The sequence below is a fragment of the Ruegeria sp. CH10 genome, assembly GCF_056537125.1.
Genome location: NZ_JBQFQY010000009.1, coordinates 25,297 through 42,477 on the forward strand (window position 1 = coordinate 25,297; position 17,181 = coordinate 42,477).

16 protein-coding genes are annotated in these 17,181 nt (G+C 60.4%); 5 read left to right on the forward strand and 11 right to left on the reverse strand.

Annotation, left to right across the window (positions count from 1 at the left end):
• Positions 1 to 147 precede the first annotated feature (147 nt).
• Positions 148 to 600 (reverse strand): NUDIX hydrolase, encoded by a 453-nt coding sequence (locus tag ACRZ94_RS19690; RefSeq protein ID WP_480656633.1) that lies wholly within the window; start codon positions 598 to 600, stop codon positions 148 to 150.
• Positions 601 to 691: 91 nt separating this feature from the next.
• A complete protein-coding gene (ilvD, locus tag ACRZ94_RS19695) occupies positions 692 to 2,524 on the reverse strand; it encodes a dihydroxy-acid dehydratase (protein WP_480798135.1) in 1,833 nt (610 codons plus the stop codon).
• Positions 2,525 to 2,630: 106 nt separating this feature from the next.
• Between ilvD and ACRZ94_RS19700 the strand changes: the two genes are divergently transcribed.
• The 3 genes from ACRZ94_RS19700 (at position 2,631) to ACRZ94_RS19710 (ending at position 5,298) form a co-directional block, all read left to right on the forward strand.
• On the forward strand, positions 2,631 to 3,194 hold the full coding sequence (locus tag ACRZ94_RS19700; RefSeq protein WP_480656629.1) for a helix-turn-helix domain-containing protein: 564 nt from the start codon (positions 2,631 to 2,633) through the stop codon (positions 3,192 to 3,194).
• A gap of 65 nt (positions 3,195 to 3,259) precedes the next feature.
• Positions 3,260 to 4,114: a 3-mercaptopyruvate sulfurtransferase gene (gene sseA / locus ACRZ94_RS19705; protein ID WP_480798136.1), complete on the forward strand. Its 855-nt coding sequence runs from the start codon at positions 3,260 to 3,262 to the stop codon at positions 4,112 to 4,114.
• Positions 4,114 to 5,298, forward strand: coding sequence for an amino acid aminotransferase (locus ACRZ94_RS19710; RefSeq protein WP_480656625.1), 1,185 nt, complete (start codon positions 4,114 to 4,116; stop codon positions 5,296 to 5,298). Before sseA ends, ACRZ94_RS19710 begins: the two co-directional genes overlap by 1 nt.
• Before the next feature lie 111 nt (positions 5,299 to 5,409).
• Here ACRZ94_RS19710 and ACRZ94_RS19715 read toward each other — a convergent pair whose 3' ends face one another.
• Together ACRZ94_RS19715 and ACRZ94_RS19720 are read right to left on the reverse strand one after the other, a co-directional pair.
• Positions 5,410 to 6,735: an ammonium transporter gene (locus tag ACRZ94_RS19715; protein WP_480798137.1), complete on the reverse strand. Its 1,326-nt coding sequence runs from the start codon at positions 6,733 to 6,735 to the stop codon at positions 5,410 to 5,412.
• Between the two features lie 36 nt (positions 6,736 to 6,771).
• Positions 6,772 to 7,110, reverse strand: a complete 339-nt coding sequence (locus ACRZ94_RS19720; RefSeq protein WP_480798138.1) for a P-II family nitrogen regulator — start codon at positions 7,108 to 7,110, stop codon at positions 6,772 to 6,774.
• A gap of 257 nt (positions 7,111 to 7,367) precedes the next feature.
• Here ACRZ94_RS19720 and ACRZ94_RS19725 point away from each other — a divergent pair, with 257 nt between their 5' ends.
• On the forward strand, positions 7,368 to 9,551 hold the full coding sequence (locus ACRZ94_RS19725) for a transglycosylase domain-containing protein (RefSeq protein WP_480656619.1): 2,184 nt from the start codon (positions 7,368 to 7,370) through the stop codon (positions 9,549 to 9,551).
• A 57-nt stretch (positions 9,552 to 9,608) separates the two neighbouring features.
• On the opposite strand, the gene leuB is transcribed toward ACRZ94_RS19725, so the two are convergent.
• Positions 9,609 to 10,712, reverse strand: coding sequence for a 3-isopropylmalate dehydrogenase (leuB, locus tag ACRZ94_RS19730; protein ID WP_480798139.1), 1,104 nt, complete (start codon positions 10,710 to 10,712; stop codon positions 9,609 to 9,611).
• A 91-nt stretch (positions 10,713 to 10,803) separates the two neighbouring features.
• Between leuB and ACRZ94_RS19735 the strand changes: the two genes are divergently transcribed.
• A complete protein-coding gene (locus ACRZ94_RS19735; RefSeq protein WP_480798140.1) occupies positions 10,804 to 11,331 on the forward strand; it encodes a redoxin domain-containing protein in 528 nt (175 codons plus the stop codon).
• Here the strand turns inward: ACRZ94_RS19735 and ACRZ94_RS19740 are convergent.
• The 6 genes from ACRZ94_RS19740 to leuC all read right to left on the reverse strand — a co-directional run bounded on the left by ACRZ94_RS19740 (position 11,328) and on the right by leuC (position 17,147).
• Positions 11,328 to 12,221, reverse strand: a complete 894-nt coding sequence (locus ACRZ94_RS19740; RefSeq protein ID WP_480798141.1) for a LysR family transcriptional regulator — start codon at positions 12,219 to 12,221, stop codon at positions 11,328 to 11,330. The two genes, ACRZ94_RS19735 and ACRZ94_RS19740, sit on opposite strands and share 4 nt — an antisense overlap.
• Positions 12,222 to 12,278: 57 nt before the next feature.
• Positions 12,279 to 13,325 (reverse strand): endonuclease/exonuclease/phosphatase family protein, encoded by a 1,047-nt coding sequence (locus ACRZ94_RS19745; RefSeq protein WP_480798142.1) that lies wholly within the window; start codon positions 13,323 to 13,325, stop codon positions 12,279 to 12,281.
• A complete protein-coding gene (locus ACRZ94_RS19750) occupies positions 13,322 to 14,152 on the reverse strand; it encodes a hypothetical protein (protein ID WP_480656609.1) in 831 nt (276 codons plus the stop codon). The genes ACRZ94_RS19745 and ACRZ94_RS19750 overlap by 4 nt, the downstream gene beginning before the upstream one ends.
• Positions 14,153 to 14,512: 360 nt before the next feature.
• Positions 14,513 to 15,118 carry a 3-isopropylmalate dehydratase small subunit gene (leuD, locus tag ACRZ94_RS19755; protein ID WP_480656607.1) on the reverse strand — a complete coding sequence of 202 codons (606 nt, stop codon included), beginning with the start codon at positions 15,116 to 15,118 and terminating at the stop codon, positions 14,513 to 14,515.
• Between the two features lie 42 nt (positions 15,119 to 15,160).
• Positions 15,161 to 15,706 (reverse strand): HdeD family acid-resistance protein, encoded by a 546-nt coding sequence (locus ACRZ94_RS19760; protein WP_480656606.1) that lies wholly within the window; start codon positions 15,704 to 15,706, stop codon positions 15,161 to 15,163.
• A gap of 37 nt (positions 15,707 to 15,743) precedes the next feature.
• Positions 15,744 to 17,147 carry a 3-isopropylmalate dehydratase large subunit gene (gene leuC, locus ACRZ94_RS19765; protein WP_480656604.1) on the reverse strand — a complete coding sequence of 468 codons (1,404 nt, stop codon included), beginning with the start codon at positions 17,145 to 17,147 and terminating at the stop codon, positions 15,744 to 15,746.
• Positions 17,148 to 17,181 lie beyond the last annotated feature (34 nt).

The window sequence follows — 17,181 nt, forward strand, 5'->3', positions numbered from 1 at the left end:
ATCTCCCGCCCATCGTCAATGTCTCTGACAAGACATCTCTTCTGGTTGGGCCCGGCGCCGCGCTCTGCGCGGCGCCGGGCCCAAGACCGAACGTGGCATCGGCGAAGCCGATGGTGCGGATCGGGCGCGGGAGCCTTTTGGATAGAATCAGATTGTGCCGAGATGTTTTTTCAGGCCGATTGGGTAGAGGTCAGGGCCAGTTGCCCTACCCAGATTTTCTGGGTGATGCCAGCGCGCCGTGCAAAGGGTGCCATTGTCCTCGGTAAAGGTGATGTCAGCATCCGGTAGAGAGGACGGGTTTGCCAGAGCTACGTTGGCGGCAAAGATGATCTCGTGGCCGACCTCACCTTCGTGGTGATAGATGTTTTCCATAACGATAGGGCTCCCGGCGATTTCAATTCGCACGCCAAGTTCCTCAACAAACTCGCGCTGCAAAGCCGTTTGCCACGTCTCTCCAAACTCGACGGAACCGCCCAGTGGGCGTACGCCCTTGACTGCGCCACTGTCGTCATGGACATCAGCGGCCAACAGGCGCGATCCCTTCCAAAGCAAACCGATTGCTTTGACCTGAATGCCTTGACGTGGTCGCCAGATTGTCATCTGCCTCTGTGCCCCCCTGTTGCGTTATCCAAATGAAAAAGGCCCCGCTGTGCAAGACAGCGGGGCCTTTTGCTTAACGTTCCCACCAAGATCAGACCTGACGCACAGCCCCTTTGGCCGCGCTGGTAGTGAGTTTGGCATAGGCCTTCAGCGCCGTAGATACTTTGCGCTTGCGCGGTGCTGCTGGTTGCCAGCCCTTTTCATCCTGTTCGGTCCGCCGCGACGCCAGCTCTTCATCAGACACCGCCAGATGGATCGAGCGGTTGGGGATATCGATCTCAATCTTGTCCCCCTGATGCACAAGACCGATGACACCGCCCTCGGCGGCTTCGGGTGAGACATGGCCGATCGACAGGCCCGACGTGCCGCCCGAGAAACGACCATCGGTGAGCAGGGCGCAAGCTTTGCCCAGACCTTTGGATTTCAGGTAGGAGGTCGGGTAGAGCATTTCCTGCATGCCCGGCCCGCCGCGCGGGCCTTCGTAGCGGATGACCACCACGTCGCCCTCTTTTACCTTGCCGGTCAGGATGTCGTTCACCGCCTGATCCTGGCTTTCGCAGACATAGGCTGAGCCGGTAAAGGTCAGGCTGGCCGGGTCCACACCGGCGGTTTTCACGATACAGCCGTCGCGCGCGATGTTGCCGAACAGAACCGCCAGACCGCCATCCTGACTGAACGCGTGTTCCTTGGACCGGATCACGCCGCCTTCGCGGTCGGTGTCCAGTTCTTTATAGCGGTTCGACTGGCTGAACGCCTGCGTGGTGCGCACGCCACCGGGGGCGGCTTTGAACAGGTCCTGCGCCTTGGGGTTGTTGGCGACCTTGATGTCCCAGTTGGCAATCGCCTCGCCCATGGTGCCGGAATGGACCGTGTTGCAGTGTTCGTGGAACAGCCCCGCGCGGCTGAGTTCGCCGAGGATCGAGAAGATGCCCCCGGCGCGGTGGACGTCCTCCATATGCACGTTCTCGGTGTTGGGTGCGACCTTGCAGAGACAGGGCACCTTGCGGCTGAGGCGGTCCATGTCGGACATGTCGAAATCGACGCCCCCCTCATGCGCGATGGCCAGCAGGTGCAGCACGGTATTGGTGGAGCCACCCATGGCGATGTCCAGCGACATCGCGTTCTCGAACGCATCAAACGTAGCGATTTCGCGGGGAAGGAAGCCCTTTTCGTCCAGATCATAATGCCGTTTGGTGATCTCGACGATCCGGCGACCGGCCTCAAGGAACAGCTCTTTGCGATCTGAGTGCGTGGCCAGCGTAGAGCCATTGCCCGGCAGGGCCAGACCCAGCGCCTCGGCCAGGCAGTTCATCGAGTTCGCGGTAAACATGCCCGAGCACGACCCGCAGGTGGGGCAGGCGTTTTCCTCGATATGCTGGACCTGTTCATCGGTAAACCGGTCATCGGCGGCTGCGACCATGGCATCCACGAGGTCGATCTTTTTGGCGTCCAGATCGGCGATGTCGATCTTGCCTGCCTCCATCGGTCCGCCCGAGACAAAGATCGCCGGGATGTTCAGGCGCATGGCGGCCATCAGCATGCCGGGCGTGATCTTGTCACAGTTCGAGATACAGACCATCGCATCGGCGCAATGGGCGTTGACCATATATTCCACCGAATCCGCGATCACCTCACGCGAGGGAAGGGAATACAGCATCCCGTCATGGCCCATGGCGATGCCGTCATCCACGGCGATTGTGTTGAATTCCTTGGCAACGCCGCCCGCCTTTTCAACCTCGCGCGCGACCATCTGGCCAAGGTCTTTCAGGTGCACGTGACCTGGCACGAATTGGGTGAATGAGTTGACGATGGCGATGATCGGCTTGCCGAAATCGCCTTCGGTCATGCCGGTGGCGCGCCACAGGCCACGGGCACCGGCCATGTTGCGGCCATGGGTAGAGGTTCTGGATCGGTACATTGGCATGATGCTGTTTCCCTTTTGCCCGGTTGCGATATGCGGGAGATGTGCGTTATAACGCACGTACCACATGTGCGCTATAACGCACAAGAGGATTCGAAAGACGAGCGATATGGCACCTGACGACATTACGCTGAAACTACGGGATGTGCGGGCGGCCTCGGGGCTGAGCCTGTCCAAAGTGGCCGAGATGACCGGCGTCAGCAAAGCCATGCTGGGTCAGATCGAACGCGGCGAATCCAGCCCTACCATCGCGACGCTGTGGAAGATCGCCAAAGGGTTCCAGTTGCCGCTCAGCGCACTGATCGGGTCTGACGCTTTGCGCGATACGGCCACCCCGGATGTGTTTCGCACGGTGACCTTTCCCGGCTCGATCGAGGTCAAGATTGTCTTTCCCTTTGATCCTGCCCTGCGGGCCGAGACTTTTCATGTCGATCTCGCACCGAACCAAAGCCACGAATCTGCCGCCCACGCGACCGGCGTGACCGAAGAGGTCTTTGTCCTGAACGGCGCGCTTGAGATTTTGCGGGATGGTGAATGGGTGCCATTACAGGCCGGGCAAGGCCTGCGCTTTGCCGCTGACCTGCCGCATGGCTACCGTGCGGGCGAAAATGGCGCGAGGTTTCTGAACATGCACCATTATGCGCAACTTGATGCGCTGGCCGCGATTGGCTGATCCAGCCTTGAACCATCAACCGCGCGCGTATAGGGACAAACCAACCGTATTCAGGGGAGGTTTTGATGCAGGACGATCCGAAAACCCTCGTTTCAACCGAATGGCTTGCCGCCCATCTCAAGGACCCGGATCTGCGGATTCTGGACGGCTCGTGGTATCTGCCGGCGCAGAACCGGGATGCCGAGGCCGAATACGATGCCGGGCATATTCCGGGCGCGCGGTTCTTTGATATTGACGAGATTTCCGACCATCGGTCGGACCTGCCGCATATGGCCCCTCCGGTTGAGAAATTCATGTCGCGCCTGCGGGCGATGGGCGTGGGCGATGGCCACCAGGTCGTGGTCTATGACGGGGCCGGGCTGATGTCTGCGGCGCGTGTCTGGTGGTTGTTCCGCCTGATGGGTCAGGACAACATCGCCGTTCTGGACGGTGGCTTGCCCAAATGGCAGGCCGAAGGGCGTGAGATCGAAGACTTGCCCCCCGTGATCCGCGACCGCCACATGACGGTGCGGGTTCAGAACCATCTGGTGCGGGACGTCACGCAGGTCTCGGCCGCGTCCAAGCTGGCCGATCATGAGATCATCGATGCCCGCGCTGCCGCCCGTTTTGCCGGAACCGCGCCCGAACCGCGCGAGGGGCTGCGGTCGGGTCATATTCCGGGGTCGCGCAACGTGCCCTTTACCGAACTTCTGAACAAGAACGCCACGATGAAGTCACCCGATGACTGCCGCGCCGTGTTCGAGGGGGCGGGCGTGGACCTGTCGAAACCCGCCATCACCTCATGCGGGTCGGGCGTGACCGCCGCGATCCTCAGCCTTGCGTTGGAACGCATGGGCAAGAAAGACCATTCGCTTTATGACGGCTCCTGGGCTGAATGGGGTGCCTTCCCGACCCTGCCCGTCGCAACCGGAGAGACCTGATGTTCGAGAACCTCAAACCGCAGCCCGCCGACAAGATTCTGGCGCTGATGCAGATGTACCGCGACGACCCGCGCGATCAAAAGATCGATCTGGGCGTGGGCGTCTACAAGAATGCCGAAGGCGTGACCCCCGTCATGCGCGCGGTGAAAGCCGCCGAAAAGCGCATTCTGGAAGAGCAGGAGAGCAAGGCCTATACCGGTCTGGCCGGTGATCCGGCCTATGCGGATGCGATGATCGATCTGATCCTTGGCACGGCGGTTCCGCGCGGCAATATCGCCGCCGTCGCGACCCCGGGCGGCACCGGTGCCTGCCGTCAGGCGTTTGAGATGATCCGCATGGCCAACCCTGAGGCCCGCGTCTTCGTATCGAACCCGACATGGCCCAATCACCTGTCGATCCTGAACTATCTGGGGATGGAGGCCGTCCCGTATCGCTATTTCGATGGCGAAACCCGTGGCGTTGATTTTGACGGTATGATCGCCGATCTGAAAACCGCCAAGGCGGGCGACGTCGTGTTGCTGCACGGCTGCTGCCACAACCCGACCGGGGCGAACCTGAACATGGTGCAATGGCAAGAGGTCGTGAACATCATCAACGCGCTTGGCCTCGTGGCGATGATCGACATTGCCTATCAGGGCTTTGGCGACGGCCTTGAAGAAGACGCGCAGGCGACCCGTCTGGTGGCCTCATCCGTTAAACGCTGCCTGATTGCGGCGTCCTGCTCGAAGAATTTCGGCGTGTATCGCGAGCGCACTGGCCTGCTGATGGCGATCAGTGACGATGCGGCGCAGACGGCTCTGAATCAGGCGACTTTGGCGTTTTTGAACCGCCAGAACTATTCCTTCCCGCCGGATCACGGGGCCCGCGTGGTCACCACGATCCTGACCGATGACGCCCTGCGCGCCGATTGGCAGGCCGAGTTGGAAGAGATCCGCCTGTCCATGCTGGGTCTGCGTCAACAACTGGCAGATGAGCTGCAGCGCCTGACCGGCTCGGATCGCTTTGGATTTGTTGCGCAACACCGCGGCATGTTCTCGCGTCTGGGGGCCGCGCCGGAACTGGTCGAGCAACTGCGCAACGACCACGGCATCTACATGGTGGGCGACAGCCGTCTGAACATTGCCGGTTTGAATGCGACCACAGTGCCGATTCTGGCTAAGGCGATTGTCGACGTCGGTGTCTGACGACCGACGCACGAACGAATAAAGCCGCGCAATCCAGCGCGGCTTTTTTGTTTGCTTGCAAAAGAAAAGGCCGGGCGCGAACGCCCGACCTTTGAGTGGTTAACTCAAGGCTTAGCCCTTCGAGAACTCGGGGTAGGCTTCCATGCCCAGTTCCGCCATGTCGAGGCCGTTGATCTCGTCCTCTTCGCTGACGCGGATGCCAAGGGTAGCTTTCAGGATGCCCCACAGGATCAGAGCGCCGGCAAAGGTGAACACACCGTAGGCGATGATGCCCAGCAGCTGCGTGCCCAGCGATGCCTCACCGTAGAAGATTACGGCGATGGTGCCCCAGATACCCGCAAACAGGTGAACCGGGATGGCACCGACAACATCGTCGATCTTGAACTTGTCCAGCATCGGAACCGCGAAGACCACGATGATGCCGCCCACTGCACCGATCCACAGCGCACCGAACAGGGTCGGGGCCAGCGGCTCAGCGGTGATCGAGACCAGACCGGCCAGTGCGCCGTTCAGCACCATGGTCAGGTCAGGCTTTTTGTACAGAACCTGCGTCAGGATCAGAGCTGCAACAGCGCCTGAGGCTGCGGCCATGTTGGTGTTGGCAAAGATGCGCGACACGTCCGACACGTCACCCACGGTGCCCATCGCCAGCTGCGAGCCACCGTTGAAGCCGAACCAACCCAGCCACAGGATGAACGTACCCAGGGTTGCCAGCGCCAGGTTCGAACCGGGCATCGGGTGAACTTTGCCGTCCTTGTACTTGCCGATACGGGGGCCAAGGATGATGGCACCCGCCAAGGCTGCCCAGCCACCGACCGAGTGTACAACGGTCGAACCGGCGAAATCCGAGAAACCGGCCTCAGACAGCCAGCCGCCGCCCCACTGCCACGAGCCCGAGATCGGGTACATCACACCGGTCAGCAAGATGACAAAGATCAGGAAGGGCCACAGCTTGATGCGCTCGGCCACGGCACCTGAGACGATCGAGGCGGTTGCCGCAACGAACACCAGCTGGAAGAAGAAGTCCGACCCGACAGACGCATAGTCCAGCGCCGCATCCGCAGGCGCCACGCCAACAGCATCAAGCTGCGTGGTCGAGAAGAACGGGCCCAGCCACCCTGCGATGGTCCAGCCGTCGCCAGGATACATCAGGTTAAAGCCGATCAGCCAATACATGATGGCGGCAAAGGAAAACAGCGCCACGTTCTTGATCATCTGCATGGCCACGTTCTTGGACCGCACAAGGCCACCTTCGAGCATGGCAAAACCTGCTGCCATGAAGAAGACCAGGAAGCCCGCCATCAGGAACAGCAGCGTGGTAAAGATATACTGGGTGTGCAGCGCGGCTTCGCCCTCGACGGCGGCCTCTTGCGCCAGACCCATCTGCGGCAGCGCGACAATCGCGGCGGCAGGGATGAGAGATTTCATAAGGTTCATTGTTCGTCCTCGGATAGTGTTGAGTGGGCGCGCGATTTACAGCGCTTCCTCGTTGGTTTCCCCGGTCCGCACGCGCAGCGCCTGCTCGACATCGAGGACAAAAATCTTGCCGTCGCCGATCTTGCCGGTCTTGGCGGTGTTGGTGATGGTTTCAATGATCTGGTCGGCCATCGTGGCAGGAACCACGATTTCCAGTTTGATCTTGGGTACGAAATTCACGGCGTACTCGGCGCCACGATAGATTTCCGTGTGACCGGATTGCGAGCCGAAGCCCTTGATTTCGGTCACCATCATGCCGCGGACGCCCGCATCGGTCAGTGCCTCGCGCACCTCCTCGAGCTTGAACGGCTTGATTGTCGCAATGATCAGTTTCACGTTGGTCCCCTCTGCTTCCCGGTCTGTCCGGCTTGTTTGCACTTGCAGAAAAAGAGCGTGGTCAGACGCTGTACGGAACGATTCCGGGGCAAAACATTGGGGAATTTAGCGGCAAGTTGCACAATTTTTGCACAAATTGGGCTGTTTGCTTATTTTTTAATCGCAATGATGAGGGTGATTTACGGCATTTCTGACCTCTACTTCACGCGCCTGTCAGGGTATGGTGCCTCAAAATGATAACCGGGCAGAGTTTGAGCATGACTGAGTCCAGGCGCCGAAAGTCTCCGCTGGTGGCGGATAAGAGATACCCGTCGAAAAGGCGCAAGCCCACGGCGACCAAGCGTGCTGCAAAGCCTGCGGGCAAAAAAGCAGTTTCGCGCAAGACAGCGACGCGCAAGACAGCGCGCAAGAAAACACGTAAGAAATCCGGTGGTGGCGGTGGGTTTTTCCGTCGGATGTTCCGCTGGATCTGGCGTCTGATCTGGGGCATCACGTGGCGCGTGGGTGCGGTGGCTGCCATGCTGCTGGCTCTGGCGATTGGGGTTGTCTACACCTCGCTTCCGGATGTGAATGCATTGCTGGATGGTCGGGCGCGTGGGTCTGTCACGCTGTTGGACCGCGAGGGTAAGGTTTTTGCCTGGCGTGGCGATCAGTTCGGTGGGGTGATCACCGCTGATACTGTCTCACCCCATCTGAAAAACGCAGTGGTCGCCACCGAGGATAAGCGATTCTATCGCCATTTCGGCGTCAGCCCGCGCGGTGTCGCCAGCGCCGTACGCATCAACCTGAGCGAAGGGCGTGGGCCGCTATCCGGCCATGGCGGGTCCACCATCACGCAGCAGACCGCGAAACTGTTGTGTCTGGGCGTGCCTTATGTGCCCAGCGAGTGGGAATCCGAGGCTGCCTACGAATCCGATTGCCGTCAGGGCTCCTTGTGGCGCAAGGCCAAGGAAGCGGTCTATGCGATGGCGATGGAGGTGAAATACTCCAAGGATGAAATCCTGACCATCTATCTGAACCGTGCGTTCCTGGGTGCGGGTGCGCGCGGGTTTGAGGCCGCAAGCCAGCGCTATTTTGGCATCTCGGCGGCCGAGGTGAATCCTGCGCAGGCGGCGATGCTGGCCGGTCTGCTGGTGGCCCCCACACGCTATGCGCCGACAAACAACCTGCAACGCTCGCAGGACCGGGCGCAGCTGGTGATCGGGCTGATGGAGGCGCAGGACTATCTGACCGCGTCCCAGGCCAGCCGTGCGCGCAGCAATCCGGCCCAGCTGTCCGAGGCAGCCGCGGCGCGGGCGGGCGGCTACTTCGCCGATTGGGTGATCACCGAACTGCCCAGCTATTTTGGCACCGATACCACCGATGACGTGGTGATCCGCACGACGCTGGATCAACGGCTGCAGACATCGGCGGAAGAGGCGCTGAAATACATTTTTGAGGAAAAGGTGCGCGAAGGCTCCAAGGCGCAGGCCGCAATTGTCGTCATGTCGGCGGACGGGGCTGTGCGGGCCATGGTTGGCGGGCGCAAGACGCGGGTTTCGGGCGCGTTCAACCGCGCCACGCAGGCGTTGCGCCAGACCGGGTCCTCGTTCAAGCCATTCGTCTATGCCACCGCACTGGAACTTGGTCATTCGCCGCTGGATACGGTCATGGATGAGCCCTATTGCGTGGACATCCCCGGCTCGGGACAGTGGTGTCCCAAGAACTATACCAAGAAATACTATGGCCGTGTGACGCTGGCGGATGCGCTTAAGAACTCATTGAACGTGCCAGCCGTGAAAGTGGCCGAGTATGTAGGGCTGGACAACGTGCGCACCGTGGCCAGCGAGTTCGGGATCGAAAGCAGCCTTGCCGAAGGTCCGGCCCTGGCGCTGGGCGCATCCGAAAGCACGCTGATCGAGATGACGGGGGCCTATGCCGGTATCCTGAACGGCGGCTCGGCGGTTGAACCCTTTGGGTTGTCCGAACTCAAGCTGTTGGGGGATAACACGCCAGTTATCCAGACCAGCACCGGTATTGGTGAGCGGGTGATCAACGACAAGGCGGCCAAACAGCTGACCTGGATGATGGAGCGTGTGGTGTCCGAGGGCACCGGCGCGCGGGCGCAACTGCCAGGATGGCAGGTGGCGGGCAAGACCGGCACGACCCAGGCTGCGAGGGATGCGTGGTTCATTGGCTTTACCGCAGATTACGTGACAGGTGTCTGGATGGGGTATGACGACAACACGCCCTTGTCTGGCGTGACGGGCGGTGGCCTGCCTGCGGAAATCTGGAAAGAGACGATGGTTCGCGTGACCGAAGGGATGACACCCACGCCACTGCCGATGCTGGCCCCTGATCCGCCCGTACAGACGGCCCAGCCCCGGCAACAGCGGCGTCGGCAGGGCAATGGGTTCGAGGACACCATCAACAACCTGCTGAAAAACATTTTCGGAAACTGAGCCACAAAAAAAGGCGGTGCGCCGGGCACCGCCTTTGCTTTCATTACGCGTGCCTGCTTACAGGCTATCATCCAGTGCGGTCAGGATGGCATCGCCCATTTCGGTGGTCGAGACCGGCTCAACCCCCTCTTCAGCCAGCAGATCGGCGGTGCGGACGCCGTCGGCCAGCACCTTTTCGATCGCAGCTTCCAGACGGCCTGCTTCCTCGCCCTGATCAAAGCTATAGCGGAGCGCCATGGCAAAGCTGAGGATACAGGCAATCGGGTTCGCCTTGCCCTGACCCGCGATGTCGGGGGCCGAGCCATGTACGGGCTCGTACATCGCTTTGGGGCGGCCATTGGCCATGGGGGCACCCAGCGACGCCGAGGGCAGCATCCCAAGCGAGCCGGTCAGCATTGCCGCACAATCCGACAGGATGTCCCCGAACAGGTTGTCGGTCACGATCACGTCGAACTGCTTGGGCGCGCGCACCAGCTGCATCGCGCCGTTATCCGCATACATGTGCGTCAGCTCAACCTCGGGGTAATCCTGCGCCACGCGGTCCAAGACCTCACGCCACAGAATGCCCGATTCCATGACATTGGCTTTTTCCATCGAGCACAGTTTCTTGTTCCGGCGCATCGCCAGTTCAAAGGCCGAGCGCGCGGCGCGTTCGATCTCGGACTCGGTATAGCGCTGGGTGTTGATGCCGACGCGTTCATTGCCTTCGTTGAAGATGCCGCGCGGCTCGCCGAAATACACGCCCGAGGTCAGCTCTCGCACGATCATGATGTCCAGACCGGCAACGATGTCTTTCTTCAGCGACGAGAAATCTGCCAGCGCGTCAAAACACTGCGCCGGGCGCAGGTTGGAAAACAGGTCCATTTCCTTGCGCAGGCGCAGCAGGCCGCGCTCGGGCTTTACGCTGAAATCCAGATCGTCGTATTTCGGGCCGCCCACGGCACCCAGAAGAACCGCGTCGACCTCTTGCGCCTTGGCCATGGTTTCGTCCGACAGGGGCTTGCCATGCGCGTCATAGGCGGCACCGCCGACCAGATCCTCGCTCACGTCAAAGTGAAGGCCACGCTTTTCGCCGAACCAGTCGATGATTCTGCGCACTTCGGCCATAACTTCGGGGCCAATTCCGTCTCCGGGCAGGATGAGGAGCGAGGGGTTGGACATGAAGGATCTCCTTGCGTTTCGTCGCACAGGGCCTAGCGTCTGCACCCGAGCGGGTCAATGAGACGATCCCGCCAAATCATGAGGAAAACACATGTTAACACCGGGAAATCCCGTCCCAGGGCTGAAAATTGAAACCGTGGGTCACGGAACCTTCGATCTGGACGCGGACAAAGGCGAAAACGGCACGCTGGTGATTCAGTATCGCGGGCTGCATTGCCCGATCTGCATCAAGCAGATGTCCGAGGTCGAAGCCGCGCTGGATGATTTCGCCGCGCTGGGCGTCGAAGTGATCATGATCACCACCGACACCGCCGAACGCGCCGCAGAAACCGTCGAAAAGGCAGGCGTGTCGCGTGTGCGTGTGGGCCACAGCCTGCCCATGGCCGCCGCGCGTGAGGATTGGGGCCTGAACATCTCGACCGCGCGCGACGGCAGCGCCGAACCGGCGATGTTTGCCGAGCCCGGCCATTTCTATGTCGCACCGGATCGCACGCTGTATTACGCGTGGCAGCAGACAACGCCTTTTGGCCGTCCGTCCATGTCCGATATTGCTGGCGGCCTGAAATTCACACTGGGCAACAATTACCCGGCGCGCGGCACCTATACCGGGCCGCTTTAAAGGCTGGCTTTCAGTCCTTTCACAAGTAAATCCCAGACCCGGCGGATACGCGGGGTCTGGCGCATCGCTTGCGGTGCGGCCAGCCAGACGGGCAGCGGCAACATCTCAAGATCGGGGATGACGATTTCGATCTCGGGGTCGGCCTCGGCCACTTCAAGCTGGCTGAACCCGATGCCACAGCCTGCGCGCACCAGTTGCCAATAGGCGCTTTGCAGGTCGCACCGTGTGGCAAAATTGTCCTTACCGACATTCCAGCCCCGCGCGCGCATTCGGGTAATCATCTGCTCATTGGCGTCAAAGCCGACCAGATCATGCTCCAAAAGGTGCTCGGGTCGTTCTGGCCGCCCGGCGCGGTCCAGATATGACGTGGCGGCACAAAAACACAGCTGCACATCCCCCAGATGGCGCGAGATCAGGTCCAGCTGTTCGGGGCGGTGGGTGCGCACGGCGATGTCGGCCTCGCGATACAACAGGTTTTCGATGGCGTCCGTTGCGACCAGTTCCAGCTGAATGGCCGGTTCCTGGGCGCGAATCTGCGCCAGTATTGGCGGCAACAGATGATGCGCGGCAAAGACCGAGGCGGTGATCCGCACCGATCCTTCCAATTGCTGCGACTGCCCTGCCGCCGCAAGGCTGAATGAGGTCATGGCCTGATGCATCTGCTGCGCCATCGGCAGCAACTGCGCACCTACCGTGCTGAGTTTCAGGCCCCGCGCGTGGCGGTCGAACAGGGATACGCCCAATTCCTCTTCCAGCGCATGTATCTGGCGGCCCAGCGTGGGCTGGCTGCGGTCCAGCTGCCGTGCAGCCGCCGACAGCGACCCGGTTTCGGCCACGGCAAGAAAGCTTTGGATCAGGGACCAGTCGGCATGGGTGAGTGCTTTGTCCATTCAAAAATGAATACACGTTCCGGGGATTTCGGCAATCGCCGTGACAAAGCGATGAGGTCAGTTTGACGGCTGATCGGGTGCCGCTACATCGACCCAGACCAACCTGTGTCGGCTGGCCTGTTCCGCGACGGCGCGCAAAGCATTGTCCGGCGCGGGCCAGAAAACACCGGACCCCGTCACCTGCAGATCGGCTGAGGGTAAGACGTAATCCACCCGCATTTTCCCCACCGCTTTCCAGTCAACAGTTGTTGCGGCCCCCAACGCGTCAGCGGGGCGCGGGTCTTGCAGGCGGGGGTCACGCAACAGGGCGCGAATCGTCTCAGTCCGGCCATCGCCCCGGTCGGGGTCCAGATTGGCATCTCCGGCGATCACAAAGGGGCCGTTTGGCCTTTGCCCCAGCTTGCCATCCAGAACCAGCGACCACAGGCGAATTTCGTCGCGGTTGCGCAGGCCGTTGCGATCCTCGGGTCCGTCAAACACGGGTGGGGCGGCATGAAAGGTCAGCAGGTCAAGCGGGCCCAGGGGCGTGTCCACCGGCACGATCCAATGCGCCACGGCTGAAAGCCGCTGAATGCGCTGGGCGTCCTCGGACGGGAACGGGCCATTGTCGGTTACGGGCAACTGAGCACCGGGCAGGTCGCGCCATAGCAACTCGGTAAAATCCTGTACGCGGTCGGTTGCGATCTCATAGCGCGACAGAACGGCCAGCCCGCCCTGACCTGTAAACCGCCCCCAGCCCTGCGCATCTGCGGGGCCATTGGCGCGCCCGTCTCCGTTCAGGTCCAGCGAGGTTTCGATCCCGGCATTGGGCTGCGTGGCGAATCCGTAAGGATAATCCAGACCCGCAGCGCGCAACGTCTCGGCCAATGCGGCCAGAGCCTGACCGTTCAAGTCCCAGTCGATCCCCTGCAAGGTGACAATATCCGGACGCGTGGTGAGCAATACCTCAGTCACGGCCTGCACCTGCGGGTCACCGCGTTGGATATCCCGCAGCAGCAAGCCCGGCCCGTCGCGGCTGAGTTCAGTGTTGTAGGTGGCGATCCGAACCGTCTGCGCCTGCGCCAAAACCGGCAACAGCAGCACCAGAAGGAGGAGCCGGATCATGCGGCCTGAGTTGAATCGGCTGTCGAGTAGGCCCGGCGCTTTTCGACGATCAGGCTGGCAATCCGCAGGGTCGCCATGCCGCGCATGATCATGCTGGCGGGCAAAAAGGCCCAGGCGCACATCGTCCAGATCAGGGTTTGCGGATTGCTCAGCGAGATCGGATTGCCGTAATCGGTCAAAAGCTTGATCAGCGCAGGAATGAGAAACGGCAGCAGCACCCCGATCGAGATGTTCAGACGACCGTCCCGCTGCAGGCGCGTGACCACATCTCCGCCCTTGGTGGGGTCGAACAGGGGCAGGTTGGTCCAGACGTTGAATGCACCGTTTCCAGTGGGCCACCCGCGCAGTTTCACCGCATAGGCAAAGCTGGCGATGGTCACGAGCGCCGCGACATAGGCGATCCCGGCCGCGATTCGCACCAGTTCAACCAAAGGTGCACTGGCATCTGCCGGCAACATCAGAACGACCAGACGAACCGGGGAATAGGGGAAATCGACGACATTCGCGACGCCCAGACCCAAACGATACGCCGTAGCGGTCAGTTCATTCGGCGTGTACATGTTCTTGCAGATCAGCGTCAGAAACGTGATCATCGACATCAGCCCGACAAACCGCAGACGGTTCACAGGCGGCGCGTCGCGGAATTCGATAAAGCTGGGGAAGGCCGAGTTGTATTCGGCAAACGTCAGAAAAAACGCGAGAATAGCGAGAAAGACGACAATCTCGGTGCCGTTTGTTGACGATACGGGCAAGTACAACGCGGGGGTCAGCACCATCAATGCGACCAGTAGTCCCCGAATTGCCGCCCCTGTTGTGCGCGCAATCACTATCCGAACCCTTTCAAACTGGAGCGATCGGTTCTTCGCCGACGTCTTTCCAACTTGTGCCCGCCAATTCTATTTCTGGCGGAAGCCTAAAAATACCCAAAGTCTTGGTGACGGGTGCCTGTTTCCGCCAACATTGGCCATAAGCGACATTTCGCTCAAGCCACGGCGCAGAAAACACTTAATTTCGGGCAAAAAGATGGCGCAACTGGTGCGGGATTGCATCATTTCTGACGCAAAACCAACATGAGCGTTAATGCAATATCAAGATATTGTGGTTTCAGCAGATTTACACCCAATAGCGAAAATGGGGCCGCCAAAGCGACCCCGTTAGGTTGAGTGTCCACAGATTCGTCCCCAGAATCATACCCAGGGGCGGGCTTGACTTGCGTGGTCTTCGAATTTGTCGATGTGGTGATCTTTTTCCATCGTCAGGCCGATATCGTCCAGACCATTCAGCAGGCAGTGCTTGCGGTGCGGATCGATATCGAAGGTGATTTCCACGCCATCCGAGGTGGTGATCTGCTGATCTTCCAGATGCACGGTCATGCGGGCGTTTTCACCCTTGTGTGCGTCATCCATCAGGATCGCGTGATGCTCTTCCTCGACCACGATGGGCAGGATGCCGTTCTTGAAGCAGTTGTTGAAGAAGATGTCGGCAAAGCTGGTCGAGATCACGACCTTGATGCCGAAATCCTTGATCGCCCAGGGCGCGTGTTCCCGCGATGAGCCACAGCCGAAATTGTCACCGGCCACCAGAATCTCGGTCTGGCGATAGGCGGGTTTGTTCAGAACGAACTCTTCATTCTCCTGCCCGTCATCGTGATAGCGCATTTCGTCAAACAGTACGACGCCTAGGCCGGACCGTTTGATGGTTTTCAGGTGCACTTTCGGAATGATCATATCGGTGTCGATATTGATCAGCGGCATTGGGGCGGCCACCCCGTGGACTTTGTCGAACTTTTCCATGTCTACACTCCTGCGGGGTAGGGCCGCGCCCGTGCCTCGCGTTTAAGCTTCTTTCGTTTCGCCTGTGGGTGCGTTCTTGACGAAGAACGCCATAAAGACCAATCCGAGCCCGTTGAACAGCATCTCGATGCCCAGGAAGATCCCCAGAATGCTCAGCAAGACCTGCGGGTCACTTCCGACATATGTCCAGATGATACCGGCAAGGACGATCGACAAGATGCCCGAGATCATCGTGGGCCAGAAAAACTGCGTTCCTTTCATCTGGAACGACAGAATGACCCGCGCGATGCCCCCTGCCATGAACAGGATCAGCATCACGGTCGCCAGCGTCAGCGTGCCCTGCAGCGGATGATCCAGAAAGGACCAGCCCAGAAACAGCATGACCGCACCCATGATGAGCGACAGGATCTTGTTGCCGGTGCCTTCGACGGTGAAACCGCCCACGACCTGCAACGCGCCAGAGATCAGCAGCAATATGCCAGTGATCACCGTTACGGCCACGGACGCCGCAATCGCATTGCCCAGCGCAAAGACGCCGAACGCAATCGACAGCAGCCCCAGCAGCAGCCATTTGACCCAGTCACTCATGTTTTCAATCCCTCAAATATCTAGATATGAGCGGACCTTACATCAATTCACGGACGTCTGTAAGACGTCCTGTGATCGCCGCTGCGGCGGCCATTGCGGGGCTCAGCAGGTGGGTGCGTCCGCCCCGGCCCTGACGCCCTTCGAAGTTGCGGTTCGAGGTGGCGGCACAGCGCTCGCCCGGTTGCAACTGGTCGGGGTTCATCGCCAGACACATGGAACATCCCGCCAGACGCCATTCAAACCCGGCCTCTTTGAAGATATCGGCCAGACCTTCTTCTTCGGCCTGCGCACGCACCAGACCCGAGCCCGGAACGACCATGGCGCGCATTCCATCCTTGATCTTTTTGCCCTTCAGGATTTCCGCTGCGGCGCGCAGGTCTTCGATGCGGCCATTGGTGCAAGAACCGATAAAGACGGTGTCGATTTCCACGTCGCTCAGCTTCTGACCGGCTTCCAGACCCATATACTCGATCGAACGGCGGGCCGCGTCGACCTTGCCGCCCTCAAAGTCGTCGGGATGCGGAACGGTTGCGGTGATCGGCAACACATCCTCGGGGCTGGTGCCCCACGTGACGACCGGTGCGATGTCTTCACCACGCAGGGTAATGACCTTGTCGAAATGCGCGTCTTCGTCCGTAAAGAGCGTCTTCCACCAGTCCATCGCAGCTTCCCACTGAGCGCCTTTCGGGGCGTGGGGGCGGCCTTTGACATATTCGAACGTGGTCTCATCGGGGGCGATCAGGCCCGCCCGGGCACCGCCTTCGATAGCCATGTTGCAGACGGTCATGCGACCTTCCATTGACAGGTCGCGGATCGCTTCACCGCAATATTCGATGACATAACCGGTGCCGCCAGCGGTGCCGGTCTCGCCGATCACGGCCAGAGTGATGTCCTTGGCGGTCACGCCCGGCTGCAATTTGCCGGTGATCTCGACCTTCATGTTCTTGGATTTCTTCTGGATCAGGGTCTGCGTGGCCAGAACGTGTTCAACCTCGGACGTGCCGATACCATGGGCCAGCGCGCCGAACGCGCCGTGGGTTGCGGTGTGGCTGTCGCCGCAGACAACGGTCATGCCGGGCAAGGTCCAGCCCTGTTCCGGGCCAACGATGTGGACGATGCCCTGGCGGACGTCATGCACCGGGTAATAGTGAATGCCGAAATCCTTGGCATTCTTGTCCAGCGCTTCGACCTGAATGCGCGATTCCGGGTTTTCGATGCCGTTCACGCGGTCGGGTGTGGTGGGGACGTTATGATCCGGCACGGCGATGGTCTTTTCCGGTGCGCGCACTTTGCGGCCCGCCATGCGCAGCCCTTCGAACGCCTGCGGGCTGGTCACTTCGTGCACAAGGTGGCGGTCGATATAGAGCAGGCAGGTGCCATCATCGGCTTCGTGGGCGACATGGGCATCCCAGATCTTGTCATAGAGTGTTTTGGGGGACATCGGTCCTCTCCCGTATGTAATGAGAAATAGCTGG